Source organism: Streptomyces sp. NPDC111520, from assembly GCF_055635295.1.
The window spans coordinates 342,091-357,129 of the sequence record NZ_JBVKBW010000003.1; the positions used below are offsets into that span (position 1 = coordinate 342,091).

Annotated in this window: 11 protein-coding genes; 2 read left to right on the forward strand and 9 right to left on the reverse strand. The window is 72.2% G+C overall.

Features of this window, described 5'->3' with window-relative positions:
- The first annotated feature begins 36 nt into the window (after positions 1-36).
- Positions 37-531 (forward strand): hypothetical protein, encoded by a 495-nt coding sequence (locus ACZ7MY_RS08970; protein ID WP_499600602.1) that lies wholly within the window; start codon positions 37-39, stop codon positions 529-531.
- Here ACZ7MY_RS08970 and ACZ7MY_RS08975 read toward each other — a convergent pair.
- The 7 genes from ACZ7MY_RS08975 to ACZ7MY_RS09005 form a co-directional block, all read right to left on the reverse strand.
- A complete protein-coding gene (locus ACZ7MY_RS08975) occupies positions 475-1,308 on the reverse strand; it encodes a hypothetical protein (RefSeq protein WP_499600603.1) in 834 nt (277 codons plus the stop codon). The genes ACZ7MY_RS08970 and ACZ7MY_RS08975 overlap by 57 nt on opposite strands.
- Positions 1,309-1,440: 132 nt before the next feature.
- Positions 1,441-3,189, reverse strand: a complete 1,749-nt coding sequence (locus ACZ7MY_RS08980; protein WP_499600604.1) for a glycoside hydrolase family 35 protein — start codon at positions 3,187-3,189, stop codon at positions 1,441-1,443.
- Positions 3,190-3,342: 153 nt separating this feature from the next.
- The gene (locus tag ACZ7MY_RS08985; protein WP_499600605.1) at positions 3,343-4,395 is read right to left on the reverse strand and encodes a LacI family DNA-binding transcriptional regulator; all 1,053 of its coding nucleotides are present in this window, start codon (positions 4,393-4,395) and stop codon (positions 3,343-3,345) included.
- Between the two features lie 154 nt (positions 4,396-4,549).
- A complete protein-coding gene (locus ACZ7MY_RS08990; RefSeq protein WP_499600606.1) occupies positions 4,550-5,893 on the reverse strand; it encodes an ABC transporter substrate-binding protein in 1,344 nt (447 codons plus the stop codon).
- Positions 5,894-6,005: 112 nt separating this feature from the next.
- Positions 6,006-6,947, reverse strand: coding sequence for a carbohydrate ABC transporter permease (locus ACZ7MY_RS08995; protein ID WP_499600607.1), 942 nt, complete (start codon positions 6,945-6,947; stop codon positions 6,006-6,008).
- A gap of 2 nt (positions 6,948-6,949) precedes the next feature.
- Positions 6,950-7,870: a carbohydrate ABC transporter permease gene (locus ACZ7MY_RS09000; protein ID WP_499600608.1), complete on the reverse strand. Its 921-nt coding sequence runs from the start codon at positions 7,868-7,870 to the stop codon at positions 6,950-6,952.
- Between the two features lie 333 nt (positions 7,871-8,203).
- Entirely contained in the window at positions 8,204-10,636 is a 2,433-nt protein-coding gene (locus tag ACZ7MY_RS09005; RefSeq protein WP_499600609.1) for an FtsX-like permease family protein, read from the reverse strand.
- A 543-nt stretch (positions 10,637-11,179) separates the two neighbouring features.
- On the opposite strand from ACZ7MY_RS09005, the gene ACZ7MY_RS09010 reads away from it, so the two are divergent.
- Positions 11,180-11,920, forward strand: coding sequence for a DUF4328 domain-containing protein (locus ACZ7MY_RS09010; RefSeq protein WP_499600610.1), 741 nt, complete (start codon positions 11,180-11,182; stop codon positions 11,918-11,920).
- Positions 11,921-12,465: 545 nt separating this feature from the next.
- On the opposite strand, the gene opcA is transcribed toward ACZ7MY_RS09010, so the two are convergent.
- Positions 12,466-13,461, reverse strand: a complete 996-nt coding sequence (gene opcA, locus ACZ7MY_RS09015; RefSeq protein ID WP_499600611.1) for a glucose-6-phosphate dehydrogenase assembly protein OpcA — start codon at positions 13,459-13,461, stop codon at positions 12,466-12,468.
- A complete protein-coding gene (gene zwf / locus ACZ7MY_RS09020) occupies positions 13,458-14,993 on the reverse strand; it encodes a glucose-6-phosphate dehydrogenase (protein WP_499600612.1) in 1,536 nt (511 codons plus the stop codon). The genes opcA and zwf overlap by 4 nt, the downstream gene beginning before the upstream one ends.
- Positions 14,994-15,039: the final 46 nt, after the last annotated feature.

Here is a 15,039-nt window from a genome sequence, read left to right on the forward strand (position 1 = left end):
CCTCACGTTGATCGCGGCAAGGGGGCGGGCACGACGATGGGCGGCGACGACCGTCAGTGGGTGTGGGGGTGGCACGGGCCGCTCAACATCGCGGCGATGCATCTGAGCGGTGTCCTCTTCCTGGTGGGCCTGCACGCGCTTATCGCTGTGAGCGGCCCGGACCTCTCCTACGGTGAGGGCTGGGGGCTGACGATGTGGGTCGTGCTGGTCCACGTCGTCGTGCAGATCCCTGCCGGGGCCGCGGCCTCGCGCTGGGCGGTCCGGGGTCGTGCGCGCGAGGCCGCTGCCGTCGCCGTCGTCGCGGCGGGAGCGCTCACCTGGGGGCTCTGCCTGCTCGCCGGCGGCGGCGCCGCGGGCGTGCCGCCGTTCCTGTGGTGGCAGACCTGGGCCGGTCTCTGCGTCTCCCTGGGTGCCTACGTCTGGCTGTGCACGCTGCGCCGTTCCACCGTCCGGCGCTTCGGCCGCCGCGTCGGGTCATGGGCGGACGTCGTGGACCTGTGGCTCATGCTGCTCTTCCCCCGCGGCAGATGAACGCCGCCGCACGGCCCGCGCCTCGTCCCGCACGGCGGCCGTGATCCGCTCGGGGACGGAGAGGTCGGCGGCGCAGGCCGGGCACCGGGTGCGGCCGAAGAGGTGGGTCACACGCCGGGCGGCCGTGTGCTCCCCGGCCTCGGTGGCCAGGCGGTGCAGCCGCGCGGGCAGCGCCCCGAGGTCGGCGGCCGCCGCGGGGCGGACCGGGGTCCGCGCCGGGCCCTGCCGGGCCCGGTACGGGTCGCGGAGGCTGCTGCCGGGGTTCCGGCCGCCCGTACCGCTGAGGTCGATCTCCACTGCTGCCGAGCAGGACGGGCACACCACTTCGTGGCTGTCGGGGACCAGGCGGTGGTTCCACACCGGCACGCACTCGAAGGCCATGAGGGTCTCCAGGGCGTAGAGGTGGTCGTCCTCGTCTCCGTCGAAGGACCACTCCACCAGAACCCGGTGCATCACCTGGCGCAGTTCGTCGAGCGCGGCGGGGAAGTGCGCGCGGACGTGACCCGGTTCGTGGAGCTGCTCCTCCTCGGCGACGATGCGGCCGGCCAGTGCGAGCGCCCGCGCCTGCTCGCCGGGCCGGCGGCCGGTGGCGATGTCCGCCAGGACGGGCAGGGCGGCGAAGCTCGCCGGGTGCACGCTCCCTTGGTGGTACAGCCGTTCCCACAGCTCGAACCAGGCGTCGTCCTCAAGTTCGGGATCGCCGACCTCTTCGAAGAGCGGCCCGAGTTGCTCCGCGGAGCCGTAGGCGTCGTCGAGGCGTGACCCGTCGATGGGCATGCCCGTCATGATCGCAGGCGGGGCCGGACCGGTACGCGCCCGGGCGGCACCGGCCCGCCCCCCGGCGTGCCCAACGGGCGGGCGGGCGCGCGGGTCGGTGCCTGCCGGGCTCAGGCCGTGGTCACTCCTCGGTCACTCCTCGGTCGGACCGAGGTCGGGGGTGTCGCGCAGGTCGGCCGTCGCGCGGACGGTCGCGTGCAGTTCGAGGACGACCAGTTCGTTCGTGCCGTGCCGCAGGGCGGGGCCGGGGACGTAGAGGCGGCGCTGCGGGCCGCGGGACCAGAAGCGGCCGAGGGGGAAGCCGTTGACCCAGGCGTTGCCCTTGGTCCAGCCGGACAGGTCCAGGTAGGTGTCGGCGGTCTGCTCGACCTCGAACTCCCCGCGGTGGAAGGTGGGTCCCACGGGCTGCGGGCCGCCGGAGGTGAAGGGTAGGCGCGACAGGTCGTCCAGGGGCAGGGGCCTGCTGCTCCAGCCGGTCAGTTCGGTGCCGCCCGCGGTGACGGTGCCGGTGAGGCCCTTGCGGTCGTGGATGCCCTGACCGTAGTTGACGCGGCCCTGGTTCTCGACGAGGACGGTCAGCGTCGCCCCGCCGTCGGGCACGGTGACGGCGAGGGCGGCCTCGTGCTGTTCGCGTTCGAGGACCCCCGCGGGCGCGCCGTCGAGGAAGACCTGCGCCCGGTCCGCGATCGCGGCGAAGTGCAGCAGGGTGGGGCCCGGATCGCGCAGCGCGGTCTCGTACAGCACGAAGCCGAAGTCCTGGCCGAGTTCCTCCATGGTCAGCGGTCGCGGCCCGGTCACCGCCTCGCCGAGAAGGACCGCGGAGCCGAGCAGCGGGGCGCTCTGCGCGAGCGGGACGCCGAGGAGGTTGAGCTTCTTGGACGGCTCGGGCAGGGGCTCGTCGGGGACGGTGGTGTGCCGGGCGAGGACGTCTCGGAAGGCCAGGTACTTGGGGGTGATGTCGCCGGCCTCGTCCAGCGGCGCGTCGTAGTCGTAGGAGGTGATGGTGGGGCGGTAGGTGTGCTTGTCGTTGGCGCCGTTGGTGAAGCCGAAGTTGGTGCCGCCGTGGAACATGTACAGGTTGACGCTGGCGCCGGCCGACAGCAGTTCGTCGAGGTCGGCGGCGGCCGACGCGGCGTCGCGCACGACGTGCACACCGCCCCAGCGGTCGAACCAGCCGTTCCAGAACTCGGTGCACATCAGCGGCCCCTCACCCTGGTGCTCGCGCAGCGCGGCCAGGCCCTGCGCGGGACGGCTGCCGAAGTTGACGGTGGCGAGGACGCCCGGGACGCTGCCGCGGGCCAGGTCGGCGGGCTGGTCGCAGGTGAACAGCGGGACGTCCACGCCGCCCTGCCGCAGCCGCTCCTGAAGGTGCGTCAGGTAGACGGGGTCCTCGCCGTAGGCGCCGTACTCGTTCTCCACCTGTACCGCCAGGACGGGTCCTCCGTTGGTGGCCAGGTAGGGGACGACCAGCGGCAGCAGCCGGTCCAGGTAGTCGTCGACCGCCTCCAGGTAGCGGGGATCGGCCGTGCGCAGCCGGATGCCGGGCGTGGCGAGCAGCCAGGACGGCAGTCCGCCGCCCTCCCACTCGGCGCAGATGTAGGGGCCCGGGCGCAGCAGTACGTGCAGGCCCTCCTCCTGGGCGGTGCGCAGGAAGGCCGGCAGGTCCAGGATGTCGTCGTCGCGGAAGGTGTGCGGCCGGGGCTGGTGGAGGTTCCACGGCACGTAGGTGTCGACGGTGTTGAGTCCGAGCAGGCGTGCCTTGCGCAGCCGGTCGCGCCACTGGGCGGGGTGGACGCGGAAGTAGTGCAGGCCACCGGAGATGATGCGGAACGGCTCGCCGTCGAGGCGGAATTCGTTCCCTTCGATCCGCAGTTCGGGCATGGGCCGTGCTCCTCCAGTGGAGTCGATTGTCTGGTGCGTTCGGTGCGGTCGCGAGGTGTCCGGCGGTGTGCGGCGGGCATCCCGCGACGGGATGTTTGCGTTGCCATCGCGGGGGTGGGCGGTGGCCGGCGGGACAGGGGACGGAAGGGGCGGTCAGCGGCCCCGCGGCGGAGGGGCGGTGCTGCCGCGCACGACCAGACGGGTGGGCACCAGCGTGGTGCCCCGCTCCGCCTCGTCGCTGCGGATCTGCCGGAGCACGCCGTCGACGCAGCGCCGGCCGACCTCGGCGAAGTCCTGGTGGATCGTGGTCAGCGGCGGCATGTACGAGGCGGCCTCGGGGATGTCGTCGAAGCCCACGACGCTGACGTCCTCCGGCACCCGCCGGCCGTGCTCGCTCAGCGCGCGCAGCAGCCCGAGCGCCATCTGGTCGTTGGCGACGAACACCGCCGTGCAGCCGGGGTCCCCGGCGATGCGCAGCCCCGCCTCGTAGCCGGACTCCGCGGACCAGTCCCCGCGCAGCAGCGGCGGCACCTCGCGCCCCGCCGCCTCCAGCGCCGCCCGCCAGGCACCCACCCGGCGTTCGGCGGCGAACGACTCCTTCGGGCCGGCGACGTGCCGCACCGTGCCGTGGCCCAGGCCCAGCAGGTGCTCCACGGCCGCCCGGGCGCCGCTGGCCTGGTCGGTGTCGACCACGCAGTAGCGGTCACCGGCGTCGGAGTCCACCACGACCACGGGCGCGGTCGGCGGCAGGGCCACCGTCATCGCGTCCAGCAGATGGACCTCCATGATCATGACGACGCCGTCCACGGCGAGCTCCCCGAGCCGGGTGAACGCGCCCTGGACCCCGTCCTGCGTGGGCGCGGTGACCGGCAGCAGCGTCGTGGCGTAGCCCTCGTGCGCCGCCGAGGACGCCACCGCCTCCAGGGTGCGCATGTTGCCGGTGCTGGAGAGGCTGAACAGGATGACGCCTATGGTGCGGAACTCGCCCCGCTTGAGGGCGCGCGCCGCGCTGTTGGGCCGGTAGCCCAGCTCCTTCATCGCGGCCAGCACCTGCCGGCGGGTATCCTCCAGCACCCCGGGGAACCCGTTGGAGACCCGGGAGACGGTCTGCGCCGAGACGCCCGCCAGCTTGGCCACGTCGGCCATCGACGCACCGCGCCGCCGCCGCTGCGCGCCCGCCGCCGAGCTCTGTCCGGTCCCGTCCACGTGCGTCGTACACCTCATACGTTTCACAGCCGTTGATGGTCAGAAGTCTAGGGGGCGGGACCTCGCGGACCGGTGGTCCGCGGGCCCCGCGGGCCGGCGCCGGCGCCCCCTTCCGGGAGAGCCGCGGGCGCCGGCCGCCGCACGTGACGGGGCGTCAGCCGCCGACGCTGAAGCCCTGGTCCTTGCCGTACTTCACCGAGGCCTCCTGCCAGGTGCCCAGCGCGTCGGACAGCGGCGTCGAGGACACGTACGCCTTGCCGACGGTGTCGTTGAAGATCGAGTTGGCGTACACCTGGTACGGCAGGTACGACCAGCCCTTGACGACGTTCCCGGCCGACTTCGCGAAGATCTCGTTGGCCTTCTGGCCGCCGAAGTAGGGGAACTCGGTGTCCAGGAACGCCTGGGAGTTGAGGTCCGCGGTCGTGGCCGGGAAGGCGCCGCCCTTGATGCGGGCCTGCACACCGGCGTCCTTGTTCGCGTACTTCACGAAGGCGTAGGCCAGCGGCTTGTCCTTGGCGGCCTCCATCACCGCCAGCGAGCTGCCGCCGTTCTCGGCGCTGGCGGTCTGCCCCGCCTGCCACTGCGGCAGCGGCGCGGCACGCCAGTCACCGGACGCCGAGGGCACGCCGGAGACGAAGTTCGCGGGCATCCAGGCACCCGTCGACAGCGTGGCGATGGTGCCGTCGGCCAGGCCCTTGTACCACTGGTCGCTCCAGGACGCGATCGGCGCGAGGAGCTTCTCGGAGATCAGCTTCTGCCAGACCTCGGTGAACTCCTTGGTCCCCGCGTCGCCGAAGTCGACGTTCACCTTGGTGCCGTCCACCGTGTACGGGTGGCCGCCCGCCTGCCAGATCAGGCTCGTCACGAACCCGGCGTCACCGGTGTCGTTGGCGATGTACGCCTTCGGGTCCGCCTTGTGCAGGGCGCGGGCCGCCGTCAGGTACTCGTCCCAGGTCGTGGGCACGGCGATCTTGTACTTGTCGAGGACCTTCTTGTTGTAGAACATCGCCATCGGCCCCGAGTCCATCGGCAGCGCGTACACCCCGCCGCCCACGGCCACGGAGTTCCACGGGCCGGGCGAGTACGCCTTCGACAGGTCCTTGGCACCGTACGCGCTCAGGTCCGTGACGGACTTGCCCAGCGCGAACTGGCTCAGCGCGTAGTACTCGATCTGCGCCACGTCCGGCGCCCCGGAACCGGCCTGCACCGCGTTCTGCAGCGCCGTGTACTGGTCGTTGCCCGTACCCGCGTTGACCAGCTTCACCTTGACCTTGGGGTACTTCGCCTGGAAGTCGGTGACCACCTGCTTCAGCGTCGGCTCCCACGCCCACACCGTCAGCGAGCCGCCCTTCTTCAGCGCCGCCTCCACGCTGCCCGCGTCCGCGGCCTTGGCGCCCGACCCCGAGTCGTCGGAGGAACCGCACGCGGTCAGGGACAGCGCCGCCGCGCAGAGCACCGCGATCGCCTGCGTCGAACGGCGCAGTGGCTTGTTCGTCATCGCATCTCACTTCGTTGTGGTGGTGGTCTGCGGCACCGCCCGTCACCACGGCACGCACGTGCCGGGCGCAGGGCCGCAGGGTGAGGGGGGTACGGCGCCGCGGCGCCGGTGGTCATTCCTTGACGCTGCCGGCGGCGAGCCCCGACTGCCAGAAGCGCTGCAGGAGGAGGAAGGCCGCGACCAGCGGCACGATGGTCAGCAGCGAGCCGGTGACCACCAGGTTGAACACCGGTTGCCCGCCCGCGGTGGCGGCCTGGGCGTTCCAGGCGTTGAGCCCCAGGGTGAGGGGGTACCAGTCCGGGTCCTTGATCATGATCAGCGGCAGGAAGTAGTTGTTCCACGTCGCGACCACGGTGAAGAGCAGCACCGTGACGATGCCGGGCCCCAGCAGCGGCAGGCTGACCCTGAAGAAGGTGCGGATCTCCCCCGAACCGTCGACCCGGGCGGCCTCCAGCAGTTCGTCGGGGATCGCCTCGGAGGCGAAGACCCACATCAGGTAAAGACCGAACGGCGAGATCAGCGAGGGCACGATCACCGCCCACGGGGTGTTGGTCAGGCCCATCTTGCTGAACATCAGGAACGTCGGAACGGCCAGCGCGGCACCCGGCACGGCGACCGCGCCGATCACCACCGCGAAGACCGCGCGCTTGCCGGGGAAGTCGAACTTCGCCAGGCCGTAGCCGCCCAGGACCGCGAGGAAGGTCGCCCCGCCCGCGCCCACCGCCACGTACAGCAGGGTGTTCAGCAGCCAGCGCACGAAGATGTGGTCGTCGTAGGTGAGGGTCTGCGAGATGTTGTCCCACAGGGCGAAGTCACCGCTGAACCACAGCCCGAAGGAGTCCAGCAGGCTCTTCTGCGTCTTGGTCGCGCTGATCAGCAGCCAGGCCAGCGGGACCAGGGTGTAGACGGCGACGAGCGCGGTCAGGACGGTGAGCAGGACGCTGCGCCGGGGCCGGTCCGAGGAGTGCCGCCGGCCCGGGCGTCCTGACGCCACGGTGGCGCGGCGCTCGCGCGGCGGGGCCGGGACACCGGCCGGGGTGGTCGCCTGAGTCATCGTCAGGCCTCCTTGCGCATGCCGCGCAGCTGCACGACGTAGGCGATGATCATCGTGACGACCCCCATGACGATCGCGACGGTCGCCGCGTAGTTGTGCTGCTGCCCGGAGAAGGACAGCGAGTAGGTGTAGAGGTTCGGCGTGAAGTACGTCGTGATGGCGTTGGGCGCCAACGGCTTGAGGATGCTGGGCTCGTTGAACAGCTGGAAGCTGCCGATGACCGAGAAGATCGTCGCGATGACCAGCGCCCCGCGGATCGCCGGGATCTTGATGGAGGTGACGATCCGCCACTGGCTCGCGCCGTCGATCTCGGCCGCCTCGTACAGCGAGCGCGGGACGACGTGCAGCGCCGAGTAGAAGATCAGCATGTTGTAGCCGACGAACTCCCAGGTCACGATGTTGCCGATGCTCGCGAGCACCAGGCCGGGTGACAGCGGGTTCGGGATCGCGACGCCGAAGGCGTCGTTGATGTCGGCGACCAGCCCGAAGCGGTCCCCGTACATGAAGCCCCACATCAGCGTCGCCACGACGGCCGGGACGGCGTACGGCAGGAAGATCGTGATCCGGAAGAACTTCCGGCCGTGCAGCCGGCCACTGTCCAGCGCCAGGGCGACCAGCAGCGCGATGCCCAGCATGACCGGCACCTGCACGGCCAGGAACAGCGCGACCCGCCCGAGGCCGGACCAGAACTGGCCGTCCTGGAAGGCCTGGACGTAGTTGTCCAGGCCCACGAAGGAGGTCCCGCCGATCAGGCGGTCGCGGAACAGGCTCAGGTAGATCGAGTAGCCGATCGGCGTCAGGAAGACCAGCGCGAAGACGATCATGAACGGCGCCACGAAGCCCCAGCCCAGCCAGCGCCGGCCCCGGCGTCCTCGGGGAGGAGCGGCCCGGCCGGTGCCCGGTGGCGGCGGTATGGCAGCCATGTTCCCATCCTTCACATCGTCGTGCGGGGACCCGCCGCATCGGGCGGGTCCGGGATGGTTGCGCAAACATCGCCGACCGCAGTCGGCGCACGTTTACGCAAACATTTGATGGACGCGATGGTGACACCGGCCATCAGGACACGTCAAGGGCCCTCACGCGGTTCCCCCACGGCACCCGCCCACCGGGCCGTCCCCGCACGTCACCAGCCATCGCACCGGTCGCGGCCACCCGCGGCACCCGCACCGGGCGGCCCGCACCGCGACCCGAAGGGCGACTCGCGCCGCCGGCCCGCACCGCCGGCCCGCGGCGACGCGGGCCGACGGCACACGCGGTCACTCCGTACGCAGCCCGTCCGCCCGCATCAACCGCCACAACGCCGGAAGGCTCAGCACCGTCACCACCAGCACCGCCGCCGCACCGATCCCCGCGTACGGCAGGAACACCCACCAGTCCCGCACCGGCTTCGCCACGACGCCCAGCATCGCCCTGCCCAGCACCAGCCCGCCCGCGATCGCCACGACCGTACCCGCCAGCACCGGCACCGCCGTCTGCCACAACACCGACCACGCCAGCGTCCTGCGCCGCGTACCGAAGGCCACCAGCACCGACAGCAGACGCCGGCGCTCCCTCAACTGCTCGACCAGCGCCACCAGCATCCCCGCCGCGATCAGCACCACCGTCAGCGTCCCCCCGACCCGCAGACCGGTCTGCACGCTCGAATACTGCCGGTCACGCTGCACGTTCACCAGCCCGGACACCCGCAACGTCGGCTCCACCCGCGCGGCGGCGTTGCGCAGCCGCTCCGCCGCGTCCGGGACACCGCGGTCGACCGCGACCGCCGCGGACGTCGACGCCTGCCCCAGCCGCTGCCCGGCCAGCGCCCCGGACGTGGCCAGGATGCCGTCGTGGACCTCACCCACCGGATCGCGCACCGCCACCACCGCACGGGCCGACACCGGCAACGTCCACAACTCGCCCCCCGAGCCGCCGTCGGAGATGCCGCCGAGATCCATCCGGCCACCCGGCACGGCGACCTCGTCGGTCAGCCGGTTCTGCTCCCGCACCCGCCCGGACGTCCCCGGCTGGTGCGCCACGAACACGTCACCGTCACGGCACGAGGGCAACGAGGCCAGCGACCGCAACGTCGCACAACTCCCCACCGTGAGCGTGGTGACCGACCCCGGCCCCCCGCCCGCGTCCGCACGGCTCACATAGGCCTCGACGGTCGCGACCACCCGCCGCACGCCCTCGACCCGCCGGAACCGCTCCGTCATCCGTTCCGCCAGCGCCGGAGAACCCGCGCTGCCCGAACCGGTGGCGACACGGAAGTCCGCACGCACGACCGCGGCACCCGCGGATGACGCAACCGCGGACGAGGCACCCGCCGCCTTCGGAGCCGACGACGACGCGAAGTCCTCCTGCATCCCGCCGAACACCATATGCAACGCGATCGCCCCGGCGACCGCCACGGTGATGCCGCTCACCGCCCGCGACGCCGTCCCACTGCCCAACTGCAGGCGCCGAACCGCGAGTTGCCACGCGACCGGCCCCCCGCGCAGCCGCCGCACCGCGGCCTCCACCAGCCACGGCAACACCCCCGTCAGCCCCACCAGGACCAGCACCGCGCCCAGCGCGACCGGATACACACCCCCCGAACCGAGCTCCTCCTCCGCCGACCCCGCCCACGTCAGCACACCGACGCCGACCACGGGAGCCACCAGCCGCCACCACAACCGGCGCGGACGCAACGCGGCATGCCGCACCACCCCCAACGGCTCGATCACCACCGACCGCAACGCCGACTGCGTGACCAGCACCGCACCCACCAGGATCGCCACCACGATCAGACCCGCGAGCGCCGGGTCCGGGGCGACGTCCGACGGGAAGGCACTCACACCCCACAACCGCACCGACCCCGCCAGCCGCCGCGCCCCGAGGAACAACCCGGTACCGACCAGCAACCCGAGCACCGCACCGAACAGCGCCTCGCCCGCCGCGATACGACGCGTCATGGCCACGTCCGCTCCGACCAGCCGCAGCGCCGCCAGCCTCCGGTCCCTGCGGTCACCGCCGAAACGTACGGCCGTGCCGACGAAGACACCCACCGGCACCAGCAGGACGACACAGATCAGGACGACCAGGACCATCAACCGCGGGTCGAACCGCCCCGGACCCGGGTCATGGCCGTAACCGGCGGACCTGATCGCACCCCCGCTGCGGGACAACGTGCCGCTGCCGGCGTAGAAGCGCAGCTCACCCGGTTCGAGCAGCCCCGGGTCCGCGATGGTCCCGACGATCCGGTAGTCGAGCCGCTCCTTGAGCAGGGCGCCGGACGCCGAGCCCAGCAGCCCTCGCAGGGCGGGCGAGACCACCATCTCCCCCGGCCCGGGGATCCGCGCCACACCCGGTGGCGGCGGAGCACCGGGACCGTCCGGGCGCAGCAACTGCCCACCCACGGCCTCACCGCGGAACTCGGTGGCGGCGTCGTACCAGAGGAACGTCGTGTCCCCCCGCCCCACCGACACCTCGCTCTCCACGTTCGGCGTCTCCCGCGCGTGGCCGCGCCCTTCCCGGGCGTCGAGGACGTTCGGCACGGCGGCGGCGAGGAACAGCAGGGCCACACCGAGGCCCACACCGACCGCGGTCAGGGCCGTGCGGATCCACCCCTCGCGCCCTCCGGCGCCCGCCAGCCGCATGCCCAGCGCCAGGTCCGCGAGCGCCGGCCGGATCCGCCCGGGCGCAGCGCCGGCACGTCGACGGCTCATGCGGCGCCTCCCGGGGCGGAGGTGCCGTCGTGCGTCACCGTAGGGCGGCGGGCACGGGACGCGACCTGGGGCGGTGCGAGCGGAATCGGGAGCGGGTCGAAGAACATGCAGTGAATATACACCGTGTCTATACACTCGATGTCTACCCACAAGGTGTGATCACATCACGTCCGCGGTTCCGGCTCAACACCTCCGTTTTCGCCGCGGAATCGACGAGGGGAGCAGACACGAGGAAGCGGCCCCGGGACATCACACGCACAGTGGCAGTGTCGACATGGGTGGGGTGGAGCGGCCGCCGGTGCGGGGCAGTCTCGACCCTCGCATTACTCGCAGCGCGTGCGATCGAGGCCACCTCCCGGCACCCCCCGTTCCGTCGGCGGAAACCTGCAGGTGGGAAAGGCGTTCCCGCGCTCGGACAGCGTGACCGGGCCGAGGACGGCGAGCGCGCGTCAATGATGTGGACTGGCCAAGATCTTCTGCCGTAATGTCCTTCTGCCCGCCGCTCGGCGCGCACGTCTCATGTTGTGTCCCTGGGGGGATTCCATGTCGTTCAGCCCTGTCGGGCCGCCGCCCGGCGCCCCGTACCCCGTACCCGCCGGGCCGCCGGCGACCATCGCCGTGCTGCGTTCGCCGCTGGGCCTCGCGACCGCGGTGGTGGTGCTCCTGTCGCTGGCCATCGCGGCCGACGTGGTCGACATCGCCGCGGAGGCCGGCCGCTACGCCCTCATGGGCACGGCCGTCGCGGACGAACTCGCCACCGTCGACCAGTCCGCCCTGAGCCGCTCGGACATCTGGGTCGGCGTCGCGGCCGCGCTGCAGTTCCTCACGTTCGCGGCGACGGGCGTCCTCTTCATCATCTGGTTCCACCGCGTGCGCTCCAACGGTGAGGTGTTCGCCCCCAACGGCTTCGAGAAGGCCCGCGGCTTGGCGATCGGTGGCTGGTTCATCCCGATCGCCTTCTTCTGGATCCCCTTCGGGATCGCTCGGGACACCTGGGTCGCGAGCTCCCAGACGACGCAGGACGGCCGCCTGCGACCGGCCGACTCGGGTCCCGTCTCGTACTGGTGGGCGGCGTGGGTGGCCGGCCAACTCCTGGACCTGCTGGCGGCGCTCGTCACCAACGAGAACTCCGGGTACTCCGACGACCTCCGCGACGCCGCGGGCATGACCATCGCCGTGGACGGCGTGGACATCCTGGCCGCGATCCTCGCCATCCTGTTCGTCCGCAAGCTCACGGCCATGCAGCACCGCAAGGCGACGGAAGGCCCGTTCGCCCTGTCCTGACCGTCGAGCCCGTCACCATCCGCCGATGGTGTGGCGGCCCCGGGCCGGCGGGCGGACGCGAGTCGCGACCGGCACCGCGGCGTCGGCGGGGCGTCGGGCCTGCGCGGGGGCGTGTCAGCGCGCGGTCAGCGCCGTGTCAGCGGGGGCGGGCAGCCTGCGGGCATGGACACCGTGACCGCGGACCGATCCGCCCCCGTCTCCCCCGCCCTTCGCCCCCGTGCCGCGGACCCCGCGCGTTCCGCGCCGGCCGCGTTCGTGCGCTTCGTCGTGTGCGGTGGCGGGGTGGGGCTGGCGTCCTCCGCGGTGCTCCTGGCGCTGTCGGGGCGGGTGCCGTTCGCCCTGGCGAACGCGCTCGTGACGGTGGCGTCGACGGTGCTGGCCACCGAGTTGCACGCGCGCTTCACCTTCGGCCGGGGTCGTGCCGGGTGGCGGGCACACCTGGAGTCGGCGCTGACGGTCGTGGTCTGCTACCTGTTCACCACGGCCGCCGTGCTGCTCCTGCAGGCGGTGTGCGCCGCCCCCGGCGTACTGCTGCGGCAGACGGTCTACTTGGCGGCCTCCGCGCCGGCCGGACTGGGCCGCTTCTTGGTGCTCCGCGCGGTGGTCTTCGCCCGGCGGGGTGGCTCCGCCACCTCGGTGTGGCGCAGGGACGCGGCGTACATCTCGTCGGGGTCGAGCCGGCGCAGTTCCTCCGCGATGAGCTCGGCGGTGGCCCGGACCTTCAGCGCGAGGTGCCGGCTGGGCTGCCCCGGGATGGTGAGGGTGGCCAGCGGGCCCTCGGGGCGGTCGATGGTGATGTCGCCGTCCGCGGTGCGCAGCCGGACCGCGGTGACGACCGGACCGTCGGTGACGACGCGGTCGACGGGCACGCGCAGCCGGTTGCCGAGCCAGCGGGCGAGGAGTTCGGCGCTGGGGTTGTCCGCCTCGCTCTCGACGGCGGCCGAGGTGACCGTGGCCCGGGCCTGGTCGAGCGCCGCGGCGAGCATGGACCGCCAGGGCGTGAGCCGGGTCCAGGAGAGGTCGGTGTCGCCGGGGGTGTAGCCGGCGGCGCGGGCCTCCAGTTCCTCCAGGGGCCGCTCGACGGCGTACGCGTCGGTGATCCGGCGTGCCGCGAGCCGGCCCAGCAGGTCCTCGGCGGGGTTGGCGGGCGCGTCCTCGGGCCACCACACGACGACGGGGGCGTCGGGCAGCAGCAGCGGGAGCACGACGCTGTGGGCGTGGTCGGCGAGTTCGCCGTGCAGGCGGAGCAGGACGATCTCGCCGGTGCCGGACTCGCCGCCGACGCGTACCTCGGCGTCGAGGCGGGCGTTGCGCCGGTCGCGGGGGGAGCGTCCGGGGCGCTTGATGACGACCAGGATGCGCGAGGGGTGCTCGCGGGAGGCGTCGGAGGCGGCCTTGAGGGCGTCGTAGTGGTTGCCCTCGTCGGTGACGATGACGAGGGTGAGCACCATGCCGACCGCGGGGCTGCCGATGGCCCTGCGGGCCTTGATCAGCGCCGAGTTGATCCGGCTCGAGGTGGTCTCGGTGAGGTCGATGTTCATGGCCGGCGCCAGCTCCTGCCGTCTCGTGCGAGCATCTCGTCCGCCGCCTTCGGACCCCAGGTACCGGCGGTGTACTGCTCTGGCCTGCCGTGGCGGTCCCAGTACGCCTCGATCGGGTCCAGGATCCGCCAGGACTCCTCCACTTCCTGCGGGCGCGGGAAGAGGTTGGCGTCGCCGAGCAGGACGTCCAGGATCAGCCGCTCGTAGGCCTCCGGGCTGGACTCGGTGAAGGACTCGCCGTAGGCGAAGTCCATCGTCACGTCCCGGATCTCCATCGAGGTGCCCGGCACCTTGGAACCGAAGCGCACGGTGACGCCCTCGTCCGGCTGGACCCGGATGACCAGGGCGTTCTGCCCCAGCTCCTGGGTGTCGGTGTGGCTGAAGGGGAGGTGGGGCGCGCGCTGGAAGACGACCGCGATCTCGGTGACGCGGCGGCCCAGGCGCTTGCCGGTGCGCAGGTAGAAGGGGACGCCCGCCCAGCGGCGGCTGTCGATCGCCAGCTTGATCGCGGCGTAGGTGTCGGTCTTGGACTTGGGGTCGATGCCCTCCTCCTCCAGGTAGCCGAGCACCTCCTCGCCGCCCTGCCAGCCGTGCGCGTACTGGCCGCGCACGGTGTGGGCGCCGAGGTCCTCGGGGGGCCGTACGGCCTGGAGGACCTTGAGCTTCTCGCGGACGAGGGACGTGGCGTCGAAGCCCGAGGGCTCCTCCATCGCGGTCAGCGCGAGGAGTTGGAGGAGGTGGTTCTGGATGACGTCGCGTGCGGCGCCGATGCCGTCGTAGTAGCCCGCGCGGCCGCCGATGCCGATGTCCTCGGCCATCGTGATCTGCACGTGGTCGACGTAGGAGCGGTTCCACAGCGGCTCGAACATCGTGTTGGCGAAGCGCAGCGCCAGGACGTTCTGGACCGTCTCCTTGCCGAGGTAGTGGTCGATCCGGAACACCTCGGCGGGCGGGAAGACCTGGTGGACCACCCGGTTGAGCTCCTGGGCGCTGGCCAGGTCGTGACCGAAGGGCTTCTCGATGACGGCGCGCCGCCAGGAGCCTCGGGGAGGGTCGGACAGTCCGTGCTTCTTCAGCTGCTGGACCACGGTGGGGAAAAACTTGGGCGGCACCGAGAGGTAGAAGGCGAAGTTGCCGCTGGTGCCGCGGTCCTTGTCGAGTTCCTCCACGGTCGCGCGCAGCTTCTCGAAGGCGTCGTCGTCGCCGAAGTCGCCGGGCACGAAGCGCATTCCGGCGGAGAGTTCCGTCCAGACCTCCTCGCGGAAGGGGGTGCGCGCGTGCTCCTTGACGGAGTCGTGGACGACCTGCGCGAAGTCCTGGTCCGCCCAGTCGCGCCGTGCGAAGCCGACCAGCGAGAAGCCCGGCGGCAGCAGCCCGCGGTTGGCCAGGTCGTACACGGCGGGCATCAGTTTCTTGCGGGACAGGTCGCCCGTCACACCGAAGATCACCAGGCCGGACGGGCCCGCGATGCGCGGCAGCCGCCGGTCGGTTGGATCGCGCAGCGGATTCTTCCAGCTGTCGGTTTCCGTCATGGGTCCACTTCTCTTCATCGTGGGTACGGCGTCGTCGTGGCGGCCG